The organism is Photobacterium proteolyticum, assembly GCF_001939735.1.
GTDB classification, from domain to species: domain Bacteria; phylum Pseudomonadota; class Gammaproteobacteria; order Enterobacterales; family Vibrionaceae; genus Photobacterium; species Photobacterium proteolyticum.
Window position 1 is genome coordinate 1 of sequence record NZ_MJIL01000101.1, and the last position, 14,017, is coordinate 14,017.

The 14,017-nt window shown below is 43.9% G+C and carries 12 protein-coding genes and 1 pseudogene; 10 read left to right on the forward strand and 3 right to left on the reverse strand.

Features of this window, described 5'->3' with window-relative positions; translation table 11 throughout:
• Nucleotides 1-297 precede the first annotated feature (297 nt).
• Both BIT28_RS27825 and BIT28_RS27830 read left to right on the forward strand, forming a co-directional pair.
• Nucleotides 298-1,149, forward strand: a complete 852-nt coding sequence (locus BIT28_RS27825) for an RCC1 domain-containing protein (RefSeq protein ID WP_139310529.1) — start codon at nt 298-300, stop codon at nt 1,147-1,149.
• Between the two features lie 223 nt (nt 1,150-1,372).
• Complete coding sequence (locus BIT28_RS27830) at nt 1,373-1,987, forward strand: alpha/beta hydrolase (RefSeq protein WP_075768229.1); 615 nt, start codon at nt 1,373-1,375, stop codon at nt 1,985-1,987.
• A 175-nt stretch (nt 1,988-2,162) separates the two neighbouring features.
• Here the strand turns inward: BIT28_RS27830 and BIT28_RS27835 are convergent, their stop codons facing one another.
• Entirely contained in the window at nt 2,163-2,882 is a 720-nt protein-coding gene (locus BIT28_RS27835; protein ID WP_075768230.1) for a helix-turn-helix transcriptional regulator, read from the reverse strand.
• 149 nt (nt 2,883-3,031) lie between these two features.
• Between BIT28_RS27835 and BIT28_RS27840 the strand changes: the two genes are divergently transcribed.
• Entirely contained in the window at nt 3,032-3,976 is a 945-nt protein-coding gene (locus tag BIT28_RS27840; protein ID WP_075768231.1) for an alpha/beta fold hydrolase, read from the forward strand.
• Between the two features lie 152 nt (nt 3,977-4,128).
• Here the strand turns inward: BIT28_RS27840 and BIT28_RS27845 are convergent, their stop codons facing one another.
• Nucleotides 4,129-4,509 (reverse strand): winged helix-turn-helix transcriptional regulator, encoded by a 381-nt coding sequence (locus BIT28_RS27845; RefSeq protein WP_075768232.1) that lies wholly within the window; start codon nt 4,507-4,509, stop codon nt 4,129-4,131.
• 45 nt (nt 4,510-4,554) lie between these two features.
• On the opposite strand from BIT28_RS27845, the pseudogene BIT28_RS30310 reads away from it, so the two are divergent.
• A pseudogene (locus BIT28_RS30310) lies at nt 4,555-4,983 on the forward strand (nuclear transport factor 2 family protein).
• A gap of 332 nt (nt 4,984-5,315) precedes the next feature.
• Here the strand turns inward: BIT28_RS30310 and dsdC are convergent.
• Nucleotides 5,316-6,263, reverse strand: a complete 948-nt coding sequence (dsdC, locus tag BIT28_RS27855) for a DNA-binding transcriptional regulator DsdC (RefSeq protein ID WP_075768233.1) — start codon at nt 6,261-6,263, stop codon at nt 5,316-5,318.
• Between the two features lie 241 nt (nt 6,264-6,504).
• Between dsdC and BIT28_RS27860 the strand changes: the two genes are divergently transcribed.
• The 6 genes from BIT28_RS27860 (at nt 6,505) to BIT28_RS27885 (ending at nt 13,980) form a co-directional block, all read left to right on the forward strand.
• A complete protein-coding gene (locus tag BIT28_RS27860) occupies nt 6,505-7,836 on the forward strand; it encodes a D-serine ammonia-lyase (protein WP_075768234.1) in 1,332 nt (443 codons plus the stop codon).
• Nucleotides 7,837-7,965: 129 nt separating this feature from the next.
• Nucleotides 7,966-9,126 (forward strand): M20 aminoacylase family protein, encoded by a 1,161-nt coding sequence (locus BIT28_RS27865; RefSeq protein ID WP_075768235.1) that lies wholly within the window; start codon nt 7,966-7,968, stop codon nt 9,124-9,126.
• Between the two features lie 68 nt (nt 9,127-9,194).
• Nucleotides 9,195-10,415, forward strand: a complete 1,221-nt coding sequence (locus BIT28_RS27870) for an MFS transporter (RefSeq protein ID WP_075768236.1) — start codon at nt 9,195-9,197, stop codon at nt 10,413-10,415.
• Between the two features lie 53 nt (nt 10,416-10,468).
• A complete protein-coding gene (locus tag BIT28_RS27875; protein ID WP_083652202.1) occupies nt 10,469-11,149 on the forward strand; it encodes a trimeric intracellular cation channel family protein in 681 nt (226 codons plus the stop codon).
• 201 nt (nt 11,150-11,350) lie between these two features.
• Nucleotides 11,351-12,634 carry a D-serine transporter DsdX gene (gene dsdX / locus BIT28_RS27880; RefSeq protein WP_075768238.1) on the forward strand — a complete coding sequence of 428 codons (1,284 nt, stop codon included), beginning with the start codon at nt 11,351-11,353 and terminating at the stop codon, nt 12,632-12,634.
• A gap of 14 nt (nt 12,635-12,648) precedes the next feature.
• Complete coding sequence (locus tag BIT28_RS27885; RefSeq protein ID WP_075768239.1) at nt 12,649-13,980, forward strand: D-serine ammonia-lyase; 1,332 nt, start codon at nt 12,649-12,651, stop codon at nt 13,978-13,980.
• The last annotated feature ends 37 nt before the right edge of the window (nt 13,981-14,017 follow it).

The window sequence follows — 14,017 nt, forward strand, 5'->3', positions numbered from 1 at the left end:
CGTTTTTTGGTCATTGAACACCTCTTAATGAGTGGTAACTTTACCACCTAAAATGGTGTCCGGCTTTATTAGACCACTACATTTGCCGCCTTAAAAAATAATGGTGAAGTCGTTACTTGGGGAAGTGACGCTGCGGGAGGGGATTCGTCCAGTGTTAGTTCAAGCTTAACAGATATAGTTCAGATATACTCAACTGATGGGGCATTCGCCGCTGTCAAAGTTGATGGTAGTGTGGTGGTGTGGGGAGGAGCGTATTACGGAGGTGATGCATCTTCTGTTCAGTCTCAGTTAGTAGGGGTGAAGAGTATTACGACGAATCCAAATGGTTTTGCAGCTTTGAAATATGATGGTACTGCTGTTTCGTGGGGGCATGAAAGAAATGTTTTTGGTGAAAAGTTTTCTTACTCAACAACAGATGTTAAAGCTATTTATTCCAATGATGGAGCGTTTGCTGCAATAAAAAACGATGGAAGTGTCGTGACGTGGGGGGATAAATCTACAGGAGGTACAACTTACTCTAATTCTCATTCGTTGACTGATGTGAAAGAAATTTTTTCCACAAACCTAGCATTTGCTGCATTGAAGAATGATGGAAGCGTTGTTACTTGGGGGGATAGTTATTGGGGAGGGAGTTCGTATTCTGTTTCAGCAGATTTGACTAATGTAGAAACTATTTATTCAACTAATGCTGGATTTGCTGCTGTTAAGAATGATGGAAATGTAGTTACTTGGCGCTTATATGGAGGTGGAGATTCATCATCAGTATCACATCAATTATTTGATGTAGTGAGTATCTTTTCAAGCTGGTGGTCATTTGCGGCACTTAAATCTGATGGTAGCGTCATCACTTGGGGGGAAGATGATGCTGGAGACTCTTCAAGTATTTCGGACAGTCTAATTGCGATCACTACGATTGCGTCTACTTCTAACGCCTTTGCTGCATTGAAACAAGATGGTAGTGTAATTTCATGGGGTGATCCTCAGCAAAGTGATACCTCTTTAGTTAAAGATGAATTGGTGAATGTTACTAGTATCTACTCTGGAGCCTTTGCCTTTGCCGCTATTCGAAAAGATGGTAGCGTTTGGACATGGGGGCGAGATATATATGGTGGTGACTCTTCATCAGTAGCAGAGCAGCTTAATAGATAATTTAGGTCTAGAAAAAGAAAGCATGCTTTATGGTTGGCTAGGTAGTAAAGATTTTGTCTTAATGAAAAAATATTTTTCATATGGTTTAAAGTTGCATGAGCCAACTAAGGGCCAAGAATATTTAGATTACAGCTAGCCAACTTTCATAAGAAAAACATCAAGGTGACGCGTTACACTCTGCCTTTTTGATTTGAATCTCTCCAGATAAAGTGAGTTCAATCTAATGCGCCTTATCCCGCCTATAAGCTTCAACCCGAATATCCCTCATGGTTCAGTCATAAGTAGTAATCTTGAAAGTAAAGCCCTTGGTGAAAATAGTCCTTTTACTGTCTACCTGCCACCGGGTTATTCCGCAGATAGTAACAAAAGTTATCCCCTTCTAGTGTTACTGCATGGTTATGGTAGCGATCAAAATCAGTGGGTCAGAGACGGGAAGGTTCAAAACTTTATGGATAATCTTGTTCATGCAGGTGCAATTGAACCATTTATTATAGTCATGCCCTATGGCGACAAAAGTCAGTATGTGAACAACAGAGAAGTCCATATTATGGAGGAGTTAATTCCTTATGTAAGGGATCAATACCGCATAAAACCGGGTAAAACGTTCACCGCCATTTCGGGTGGATCTATGGGAGGATTTGGCGCACTTTATTTAGCGCATCGCCATCAGGATGTTTTTGGATTGTCTGCGCCACTCAGTGGATATTTTGATATGAGCTATTACCCAGAATTCCAATTGAAAAAAATCACCATGGAGCCAGAGCTTTATATCTATTGTGGTACTAATGACCATATTAGCTTTGCCCGCAATGAAAGCCTTGTTAAGTTTAAAAAATGAAGGCATTGATTTCACATACAAGACTGCGCCTGGAGGCCACATTTGGCGGTATTGGAATGGCATCCCCCCAGACTTTCTGATGGTTGTCTCTGATTTTTTTAACAAACAGACGTAGTAACAAACTAAAGGAGCCAGTTATTTTTAGGAAAAGGAGTCTCTGTCGATTAGGTGACAGCTAGCGAGCGAGGTTTCGAATTGGGGATACATGATCTTCAAACGGAACATGTCGCCGTAGAAATGTTTTACCTTCGATGTACTCGGGAGTGCTGATCCGGTCCATCCTAAAGTGTCGAAAATCCTGACGTTTTGGATCCCAAGCAACTAAATACCAGAGTGGTGGCAATATCAGCATTGCTTGTGGCTCAACATATCGGTTGGTGACAGTTCCTTTGGCGTCACAATATTGAAAGCGCAGGTGGATTTGCTGCAGAAAAGCTGTCTCGAAAACGGGCAATAGCGCGGAGTCCATTTCTCCGATATCGGTTATATCCACCTGCGGGGCGAGTTTCCCGACATACAAACAATCCAGCAGGCGGCGCAGATCGTGCAATTTGTCTGATGGCAGCGCTTTTTCGATTTTGCCAAGCCCATCGTCAGCGAGCTCTGAGAAGGGCATGCCTCCGGCTGCACGCATCGATGTAACGCTGATGACCAGTGCAAAGACCTCGGCGACCGAGAGTCTCACTGTGGTTTGAACGGATCGCGGGTCAAGTTGCAGGCCACCCCCTCGTCCGGGCTCTGAATGAATCACAAAACCTTCATCACGCAATGCGTTGAGGTCGCGTAACACTGTACGCCTGGAGGCTCCCACCTCCTGCGCTAATTCAGCGACTGTCGAAGTCCCGTTGCGGCGTAGACTTCGCACGATGGCATCTTGGCGTTGGCGAATATTCATTATGTAAAGCTACCATTCAATGGTGTCAGTATTTGTCACTATTAAGATATATAAATTATCTCTCGACGTCAGCAAGGTGATTTAGACGGTGTAATGCGCATCGTCAATCCCTGAGCCTATACACCCGCAGTTTATATAGGAGAGATAAAATGTATGATCCTGCCGATTTTCCTGAATCCACTCTGGTTTCCGTCAACGGGGAGACACTCGAAGTCTTCGAAGCGGGGCGGTCAAATGTGGGTAACCCTATCGTGCTCTGCCATGGCTGGCCAGAACATGCCTTCTCTTGGCGTTATCAGATCCCCGCCCTTGTCGAGGAGGGTTACCATGTCATCGTCCCAAATCAGCGCGGTTATGGTAATTCGTCACGCCCGTTGCAGGTTGCTCAATATGACATTACTCATTTAACGGGAGATCTTGTCGCTCTTCTCGATCACTATGGATACCACAACGCCACCTTTGTCGGACATGATTGGGGAGCGATGGTCGTTTGGGGGTTGGCCTTATTGCATCCTGACCGTGTCAACAACGTGATAAACCTGAGCTTGCCCTACCAGGAACGAGGGGAAACGCCCTGGGTCGAATTGATGGAACACATACTTGGCGGCGACAACTACTTTGTCCATTTTAACCGACAACCCGGTGTTGCCGATGCGATATTGGAACAGAATACACCTCAATTCCTCCGTAATCTGTATAGGAAAAATATGCCCGATAAAGAGCCGGAACAAGGTATGGCGATGATTAATCTTGCACGTTGTGAAGAGCCAATCGGTGAGCCCTTGATGAGTGACCAAGAGCTGGCTGTTTTTGTCTCTGCGTTCGAATCATCAGGGTTCACTGGCAGCATAAATTGGTATAGAAACCTTGATCGAAACTGGCACTTGTTGGTGGACGTGGACCCAATCATCCAGAAACCGACTCTTATGATCTATGGCGACCGAGATGTTATCCCTAAATCTGAAAGGCTGACAGAATACGTGCCTAATGTAGAAGTGCTCAATCTTGATTGTGGCCATTGGATCCAGCAAGAAAAGCCGGAAGAAATAAACCAAGCCATTATTAAATGGCTGGGGCAGCAGAGTGCAGTCTAGCCCCAAGAGCTTCAAGACGAAACAGACACTCCGGAAAGAACGGTAGTTACCGCTTATGTCTTCTTATGGTGCAAGCTACAAGCTACATGTTTGTAGTTTGCACCAATATGTTTTTGTAATTAGGCTTTTTCCTTTCATCGGACCCAATAGAATTAACTCCTTTCATCATAGGCTTTTCGAGCACGCTTAATATCGTCTTGATGCTCATCCGCCCAACAAACCAATTGGTACAATGGTTTAACTAAGTCTCGCCCCATTTCTGTCAGGCAATACTCTACTCTTACAGGCACTTCAGGGTACACGGTCCGATTAACATAGCCTTCCCGCTCTAAATCCCTTAGCGTCTGGGTCAACATACGCTGAGAGATCCCTTCTATTCTTGATTTAAGAGAGTTAAATCTATCAGCCCCTTCCACGAGTGCAAATAGAATAAGCAACGACCATTTGTCGCCGATTTGCGCTACAACATTACGTACCGGGCAATCTTCATTATTATGAAATACCCGCTTTTCTGGCTTAGCCAGTGCTGTCACTTTTCCATTCCTTCTCAATCTCAAATCTCAATACTGGTTACCAAAATGTGCCTATCGAACGTTTTGACTGAACAGGAATTAAAAAACGCTGAGTTGATTACTGATTTTGCTTAAGACCTTATAAATAATCATAATTTTGACTACATCTTGGAGCACTACAACGATAGCGCTGCCTGATAAAGTCATTGGCTAAGTAAGCTTCCTGGAAGATTTTGTAGAGGAATACCCTGACTACACTTATGACGTAAAGCATATTTATGTCGACGGTGATTACGTGATCTTCCATTCTCATGCCACGTTAAATAAAGAAGATAGGGGGAACGACCAAAAAGGCATGAATATTATCGACACCTGACGCATTGAAGAGGGCAGAATTGTTGAGTACTTGGCTTGATCCAAGCGCTTGATTTTTATATAAGATTTTATTCCCTAATCAGTGGCGGCGATATCGCAAATTCAAGTAGTGTGTTTTAGGCTTCTTGTATTTGTGAATATACGAACAAAGGGGCTAGAGCTGCTCTATTTGTTTTGGGGCATAGTAATTGATCTAGTGATAACTTCGACAGGATATTATAATGTTATGATGGAAAGAGGCCAACGGCCTCTTTTTTTGTGCCTGATTGTAAGCTAGTTATATGAGGTATTGTCGGATCCATTCATTTTTCTAATTTTGGTTGGTATTGTGTCGTTTGCAATTATAAAAATAATGTATCCAACCGTTTTTCGTATCTTCTCCTTGAAAATCAGAGAAGAAGCAAAATTAAGCCCCCCGTTTAGGGGCTTTGTATTAGGGGGGAGTATCCTAGTTATTTCGATTCTTCTCTAGCTATTTCAATTAGCCACTCGATAAACACTTTAACTCTAGTGCTTTGATTCATATATGGGGTAATAGCGTAATAGTCGTGTTGACAGTCTATTTCAAGTTTTGGAAATGGTTTAACTAGAGCCCCTGTTGAAATGTGCTTATCGATCAAGTGCCGGCGTCCAATAGCAACACCTCCATGATTTATTGCTGAAATAATGGAGAGGTCTGAGCGGTCGAAGCCAACTTTGCGACATTTATTTAGATCATCTATACCAAATGTTGATGCCCAAAACGCCCATTCGCCAAACTCAGATTTGTAGTCCCACGCTTGTTTGTCATACAGCAAAGTGCATTTCATTAAAGCCGAAGGATTATCAAGTAGATTATGTTCTTCAGCATATTCGGGACTACAGACAGGAATAATTGATTCGCTCATCAGCTTTTCATAATGGATGCCTTCAGGAATTTTGGCGTCATAGTAAATCGCGACATCAATGTTGTAATTGTTAAAGTTAATGTACTCGTTACCAGTCAAAATATTAAGATCGATCAAAGGGTACTTCTGGTAAAAGTCAGTTAATTTAGGAACTAGCCAGCATTGGGTAATAGATGGTCGTGAATATATGGAAAGCACACCCGATAGTTCACTGCTTTTGATTTCACCAATCTCTTGATTGATTTTCTGTAACGATAAATGCAGAGATGAGTAAACTCTTTCCCCTTCATTGGTGAGTTTTATTTTTCGATGATAACGGTGAAATAACTTAAACCCGAGTTCGTTTTCAAGAATGTTAATACGATGACTCACTGCACTCGGCGTTAATGATAACTCATCTGCTGCATGCGAGAAGGACTGGTAACGGGCTGCAACTTCAAAAGTATGTAATTTGGACAGTTGATGGCTACTGATAGCCCACTCTTTTGTTCTATTTCTGTTGTTTGAATACATGATTAGTAATGCCAACAAGCAATTGATAACGTTATATTTAGCATAACCTTAAGAATAAATAACAACACCTAAATGGGCGATTTTTTTACAAGTTTGTCCATATTTCTACGATATTGTGATCTGTACCTCCTTTTGTTTTAATTTAGCTCAACCAAGTGGTGAAGTTTGATCGTTTGACCCTGTATTGAAAAAAGATTGAAATAGTTGCTCGAAATCTGTTTATCCCAAAAAGAGATTAAAGATGAATAACGAACGACTAGCTGAACTCGCTTCTGATTTTCCCTTACTCAACAATCTAGTGAACTTAGAAGAGTTATCTTGGTTTAATCCAAATGCGACAACATTAGAAGTGGGTCTGCCATATGTAGGTTTAGGTGAAAAAGATGTGCGAGATGCGAGTGAGCGTTTAAAGCGTTTTGCTCCATACTTGTGCAAAGCCTTCCCAGAACTGGAAGCTAGTGAAGGCATCATTGAATCAGCTATCCAAGCTATTCCTGCTATGCAGGAATCGATGAGCAAGAAATATAGCGTCAATATTGGCGGAAAGATGTTGATTAAGAAAGACAGCCATCTGCCAATTTCAGGCTCAATTAAAGCACGCGGTGGCATTTATGAAGTTCTGAAACACGCAGAAGAGCTGGCCTTAAATGCCGGTTTGCTTTCACCAAAAGATAATTATGAAAAATTGTATTCAAAAGAGTTAAAAGCGTTTTTCAGTGAACATAGCATTGCTGTTGGTTCAACCGGTAACTTGGGTATGTCTATCGGTATTATTAGTGCCAAACTTGGTTTTCAGGTGAGCGTTCACATGTCTGCTGACGCGAGAGAGTGGAAAAAGAACAAGTTGCGATCTTTAGGCGTCAATGTGGTTGAACATACAGAAGACTACGGTGTTGCGGTAGAAAATGGTCGTGAAGCTGCTAAAGATGACCCGAAATGTTTCTTTATCGACGATGAGAACTCTCGCAACTTATTCCTTGGCTACTCTGTTGCTGGTGATCGCCTTAAGAAACAATTTGATGAGTTAAACATTAAGGTTGATGGTGATAATCCGTTGTTTGTTTACCTGCCATGTGGCGTAGGTGGTGGCCCAGGTGGTGTCGCTTTTGGTCTAAAACTGGCTTTCGGTGACAACGTACACTGTATTTTTGCTGAACCAACACACTCTCCTTGCATGCTGCTAGGTGTTTACACTGGCTTGCATGATGGAATTTCAGTTCAAGAAATTGGTATCGATAACCTGACTGCAGCCGATGGTTTAGCTGTAGGTCGCGCTTCAGGCTTTGTTGGTCGAGCAATGGAACGCCTTCTTGATGGCTTCTACACCATTACTGACGAGAGCATGTATGAGCTTTTAGGTGATATGGCTGAGCTAGAAGACGTTCGTCTAGAGCCTTCTGCTTTATCTGGCATGGTCGGTGCAGTGCATGTTTCAAAAGACCATGAATATCAATCCCGCATGAATCTAACTTTGGACAAGATGCAAAACGCCACTCACCTTGTTTGGGCTACTGGCGGCGGCATGGTTCCTGAAGATGAAATGGCAGCTTACCTAGCTAAGTCTGGTCGTTAAGTATAAATCGAGGCGCTACCTTGTAGCGCTTTTTCTGGCTAAAAAACAACAATCCTTATTCAAATTCGAGGCAGATTCATAGATCTCGACAAATCTCCAAACATTTAACTACAAAAGGCTGTACCAATAATGATCGAAGCAATTAAAAACAACAATCAGATGTTTTCAGAATGGCGACGCCACTTTCACATGAACCCAGAAATCAGCTACCAAGAACACGAAACTGCAAAAATGGTTGCTGAAATGCTTAAGAGCTTTGGCTTTGACGAAGTACACACTGGCATCGGTGGAACAGGATTGGTAGGTGTTCTTAAGGGGAAATACGAGTCAGACAAAGCTGTTGGTCTACGTGCTGACATGGACGCTTTGGCTATGAATGAGCTAAATGAGTTCGAACACGCATCTAAGTCAAAAGGTGTCATGCACGCTTGTGGCCACGATGGTCACATGGCGACACTTCTTGCTGCAGCATGGTATTTAGCTCAAGAGCGGGAATTTAGCGGTACAGTTAACTTCATCTTCCAAACTGCGGAAGAAGAGCTAACGGGGTCAAAGACCATGATTGATGATGGCTTGTTTGAGCGCTTCCCTTGTGACCGCATCTACGGTCTTCACAATATGCCACATGTGCCCGAAGGTCATATTTGGCTTCGAGAAGGAGCTATCGAGGCAAGCTGTGATCGTTTTGATATTGAGATTGTCGGCAAAGGCGGTCACGCAGCAATGCCGGAAGGGATGATCGATGCTCCTTTGGTTATGAGTAACTTAATTATGGCTGCTCATTCCATTGTTTCTCGCAACGTTTCACCACTAGAGTCAGTTGTTCTTTCTTTCGCTGATGCTCATGCAGGTAGTGGAACTTACAACATCATGCCTAAGACTGCGACTCTGAAAGGCTGTGTACGCGCATTCGATGAAGATATCCGTCAATTTACACTGAAGCGTCTTCGTGAGGTTGTCGAAATGACGGCGAAAGCACACGGCGCTACAGCGGTCCTAACTATCCGTGAAGGAAGCTGTCCTGCTACTGTTAATAATCCAGAGCAAGCGAAGCTTGTTGCAAAGATTGCGGCTGAGATTGTTGGCGAAGACAAAGTTGACGCAGACTGCCGACCTTTATCTGGCAGCGAAGACTTTTCTTGGATGCTTCAAGAAGTGGAAGGTTGCTACATGTTTATTGGCAACGAAGGCGCTCCTCTTCACAACCCATCTTACGACTTTAACGACAGCATCATTCCTGTTGGTGCGTCCCTATTCGTCAAACTGGTAGAGCACAATCTTCCAGCCTAGTGTGAATCCAAACACAATGCCCCCTCAATGCGAGGGGCATTTAATAAGATCAAATGAAGGTCAATACAATGAAATCTGAGAAGTATATAGTTGAGTTTCTGCTATTTGCAGTTTATTTAATATTTGGTGCCTCATGGGCTACTACTGGTGCTGTCGGCGCACAAATCATGCAAGATTTTGGCGTAGGCGTGGCTGAATCCGCAATGATGACCAATGCTATTCTGTGGGCTAAGATTCTTGGCGCTCTGGGTATTGCTGTTGTCACTTACAAGTTAGGGATCAAGAAATCTTACCTTCTTGCCCTTATTCTGGTGGGTACAGCGATATTCGTTCCGTTCACTGATAACTTCTACACACTCGTTTTGATTCGATTCTTGAATGGCCTTGGTGGAGCAATGTGCCTAGTATCAATGGTTCCGATTGTATCGCACTACTTTGATTCAAAGACGGCAGCAAAGTTTAACAGCATCAACGGCATTCCAAACGTTATCGGTTCTGCGATTGTTTTGATGTTTGCGGGTTCTCTTATCACTCTTGCTGGTGGTTGGAAACCTCTTCTAGCGGCTTATGGTTGGATTACACTTGCTTTTGCTGGTGCATGGATGGTCTTCTTTAAGGACTTTAAGCAAGAGCAAGGCGAAGAGCCAACGCCGGAAGAGAAGCGAGCTGAGATTAAGACTGTTGTAAAATCTCGCGTAGTTTGGAGCATGGTTACTCAGTATGTTGGCGGCCTGCTAATGCTGCTCGTTCCATTTACATATTTACCAACGTACTACGCTGAGTACGCTAACTTACCAAGCGATAGCATTGCTTATTTAGCTCCTTCAATTAACCAAATCGGTATTATTGTTGGCGCAGCTCTTTCTATTTGGCTAAAGAGCAAAGGTGTGCCATACAAGAAGCTATTCGCAGTAACGTCAGTGATCATGGCTGTAACTACTTACATGATGTTCTTCGGTTCAAACGAATACGTTATCGTTGCTGGCGCGTTCGGTGCGGGCATGATGCTATCGTCGTGGTTTAGCTTCATCTTCTCACTACCACGCGAACTTCTTAAGAACCCGTCAACAAACACAATCATGTTTGCTATGTCTACATTCTGGCTGGCTTCATACATCCTAGCTACTATTAACACTCAAATCGTTGGCTACCTAGTTGATATGACTGGCAGTTTTGTAAGCGCCTTCTATTACGTGCTTGTAATATTGGTAGCTTGCCCTATCGTGGCTCAGTTAATGTTCCCCAAAACTGAAGAAAATGAATCTCTAGCCTTAAATCCAGCAACTTAAACATTGATGAGCAAGCCCTTGTAAGAGGGCTTGTTTTTTTATTTTGGTACACAATTAACATGTCATTAATTTATTTTTTCGATATTTTTGGAACCGTTGTTTTTTCAATATCGGGTGTATTAGTCGCTTCTAGGTTTCGCATGGATGCATTTGGAGCGGTTGTTCTCGGAGGTTTAACCGCGATAGGTGGCGGGACTATTCGTGATATGGCTATAGGAGCCACACCTGTATTTTGGATGAATGACAGTACATATCTGTGGGTAATTCTTGCCACGTGCATCACCACAATAATCGCAATTAGAAATCAAAGAAACATACCAAATTGGTTATTGTCCATATCTGATGCCATTGGCCTTGCCGTGTTTGTTGGAATTGGTTTTGAGAAAGCCATGCAATACCAAAATTTATATACGGTAGCAACGATAATAGGGGTAATTACGGGGTGTGGTGGCGGAATAGTGCGCGATTCACTTACTGGCGAAATACCATCAATTTTTAAGAGGGAAATCTATGCCACATCTTGTTTTATAGGTGGCATTGTTTATGCCTCATCTCTTAAGTTAGGTCTTACCAATGCAACTTCGTTTTTTCTCTGTGTGTCTTGTACCTTAATTGCTCGACTTATTTCAATGAATTACAGCTTGTCTTTGCCTACAGTTCACATGATTGAATTCTCCCCCACAAAGTCAGAAAAGAAAGATGGTATCTATAATGGCTACCATGAGAAAGTGTGACAGGTGGTTCGTAGCCTATATAAGAATCGTAATTTATTGGTAGTGGGGACTGGCACGCTTTGGGTTGGCTGTGATTCTTTCCCTACATGGGATATTACAGAAAAAATGAGCTGTGATTTTTTCGCAGCTCTTATCATTTATTGCTTATTATCTGAATATTGAATTTGATCACTGGTTTGTTTCAATCGGGCTCACAAGGGGATGAGGTTTGATCATTTTTCAGCAAATTTCCCGTTTTTAGCACTGCTTTTTGCCAGCTTTTATGTTGGTACGTCTATGGGAATGGGGCCGATTGAAATGGTTACCGCCATTGAAAATGGTATTGGCGGAACGCTAGGTTTTCTGGCTACTGTTATTGGTCTTGGTACCATACTGGGAAAAATGATGGAGGTATCGGGAGCGGCCGAGCGTATAGGCTTAACGCTTCAAAAATGCCGCTGGTTATCACCTGAAGTCATTATGGTGCTTATTGGCCTGGTTTGCGGTATCACTCTTTTCGTTGAAGTGGGTGTCGTACTTCTGATCCCGCTGGCTTTCTCTATTGCCAAAAAAACCAATACCTCCTTGCTTAACCTTGCCATACCACTATGTACTGCGTTGATGGCGGTGCACTGTATTGTTCCGCCTCACCCAGCTGCGCTATATGTTACCAATGAGCTGGGAGCGGATATCGGTTCGGTTATCTTTTATGGTTTATTAGTGGGTTTGACGGCATCACTTGTTGGCGGGCCATTATTTTTAAAGTTGATGGGCTCAAGCTTGCCATTCAAGAAAGTCCCTGAAGAATTTACTTCGCTGGAAGTCAGAAGTGAAAACGAGCTTCCATCACTCGGCGCCACCTTATTTACTGTGATGCTGCCTATTTTCCTCATGCTGATGAAGACAGCGGCGGAACTGAACATGGAGCATGGCACCACCCTTTACACCACGCTAGAGTTTCTGGGTAATCCGATAACCGCCATGTTTATTGCTGCCTTTGTTGCTTACTACATGTTGGGTATCAAGCAAAACATGGGCATGTCAGTACTGCTGGAGAAAACAGAAGGTGCCTTTTCCTCTATCGCCAATATCCTGTTGATCATTGGTGCTGGTGGTGCATTTAACGGCGTATTGAAAGGTAGCGGACTGGCGGATGTGCTGGCGCAAATCTTATCAAACCTCGACATGCACCCAATTCTTCTCGCCTGGCTGGTGGCGATTATTCTTCACGCTGCTGTTGGCTCTGCAACAGTTGCGATGATGGGGGCGACAGCCATTGTTGCACCTATGCTTTCGATGTATCCGGATATTAGCCCAGAGATCATTACTCTTGCCATCGGCTCAGGTGCGATTGGCTGTACTATCGTTACAGATTCATTATTCTGGTTGGTTAAGCAGTACTGCGGGGCATCGATAACAGAGATCTTCAAATACTATACGACGGCGACATTTATAGCTTCTTTTGTCGCGCTGGGTGGCACTTTCCTACTGTCATACATCATTTAATTTAAGGTAGAAAAATGAACGCATTGAATATTGAAAAACTGGTTAGTGAGTTCCCTTTGGTGAAACAGCTGATTGCCCTGGAAGAAGTCTGCTGGTTCAACCCGAATATTACTACCTTGGCAGAAGGGCTACCGCATGTCGGGCTTGATCAGACCAATATCAAAGATGCCAGTGAGCGTCTGGCAAGGTTTGCCCCGTACCTGATGAAGGCCTTCCCGGAAACGGCGCCATCGAAGGGCATTATCGAATCAGAAGTGGTCGCGATCCCTGCGATGAAAAAAGTCCTCGAGCAGCAGTATGACACCCAAATCACCGGCCAGTTATTGCTCAAAAAAGACAGCCACCTGCCTATCTCGGGATCGATTAAAGCACGTGGCGGGATTTATGAAGTATTAACTCACGCTGAAAAGTTGGCTCTTGAAGCTGGGCTGCTGTCTGAGTCGGATGATTACAGCAAGTTGTTCACCGATGAATTCAGAGACTTTTTCAAGCAGTACAGTATTGCCGTCGGCTCTACCGGTAATCTAGGTATGTCTATCGGCATTATGAGTGCAAAATTGGGTTTCTCGGTGTCTGTCCATATGTCAGCAGATGCGCGCGAGTGGAAAAAGAGCAAGTTGCGCGCTCATGGCGTGACGGTGGTTGAGTACGAGGAAGATTATGGGGTCGCGGTCGAGCAGGGGCGTAAAGAGGCGGAAAATGACCCGTCTTGCTTCTTTATCGATGATGAAAACTCACAAACCCTGTTCCTGGGTTACTCTGTTGCCGGCGAGCGGGTAAAGAAGCAGTTTGATGATATGGGGATCACCGTTGATGAGCAGCACCCGCTGTTTGTTTACCTGCCATGTGGTGTGGGTGGCGGTCCTGGCGGCGTGGCGTTCGGTCTGAAAATGGCCTTTGGTGATAATGTCCACTGTATCTTTGCCGAGCCAACCCATTCCCCTTGCATGCTGCTGGGGGTTCATACTGGTCTTCATGATGCAATCGCGGTGCAGGATATCGGTATCGACAACATAACAGCTGCTGACGGGCTTGCCGTTGGCCGTGCTTCCGGTTTTGTGGGTAGGGCGATGGAAAGGCTACTTGATGGCTACTATACCGTTACCGACGAAAGGATGTACCACCATTTGGGAGAGTTAAGCAAACACGAAGACATTCAGCTTGAGCCTTCAGCATTGGCTGGGTTGCTCGGTCCTGTCTGGGTCTCAGGTAATAAAGAATACCGCGAACGTGTTCAGCTTGACGATCACAAGATGAAAAATGCAACGCATCTGGTCTGGGCGACGGGAGGCGGTATGGTGCCGGAAGAAGAGATGGCATCATATATCGCCAAATCAGGGTGTTAATTCTTTTTTGCTAAGGCATAGTTTCACTATACCCAAA